The organism is Paenibacillus sp. J31TS4, from assembly GCF_018403265.1.
Lineage (GTDB): Bacteria > Bacillota > Bacilli > Paenibacillales > NBRC-103111 > J31TS4.
The window spans coordinates 1-424 of the sequence record NZ_BOSI01000030.1 but is presented as its reverse complement, the minus strand read 5'-3'; the positions used below and the strand labels follow the sequence as shown (position 1 = coordinate 424).

The 424-nt window shown below is 47.9% G+C and carries 1 rRNA gene; it reads left to right on the top strand.

Annotated features, from left to right (window positions below):
• Positions 1 to 311: 311 nt before the first annotated feature.
• A 23S ribosomal RNA gene (locus KJS47_RS23840) occupies positions 312 to 424 on the top strand; the annotation flags it as partial.

Genomic DNA, 424 nt, shown 5'->3' with positions numbered 1-424 from the left:
AAGGTAGCCGTATCGGAAGGTGCGGCTGGATCACCTCCTTTCTATGGAGTATCCGCATCGGTGAGATGCGATACAAATATCGGTTTGTTACTCACTCGTGTTCAGTTTTGAAAGGTGCATACCTTTCGTGCTGACGTAGAATGTCTGAGGTTAGATATTTTGCTGAAGCAAAATCTTGTTCCTTGAAAACTAGATAGCGAAGCAAGAAACATCCTTTAGTTGAAGGTAAACCACGATGCTAACGCATCGCGGATTTCCGACGATACTTTGTATCGCAGATTTCCGACGATGTTACACATCGCGGATTAGTAGGTTAAGCTACTAAGAGCACACGGAGGATGCCTAGGCGCTAGGAGCCGAAGAAGGACGTGGCGAACAACGAAATGCCTCGGGGAGCCGTAAGCGGGCTTTGATCCGGGGATGT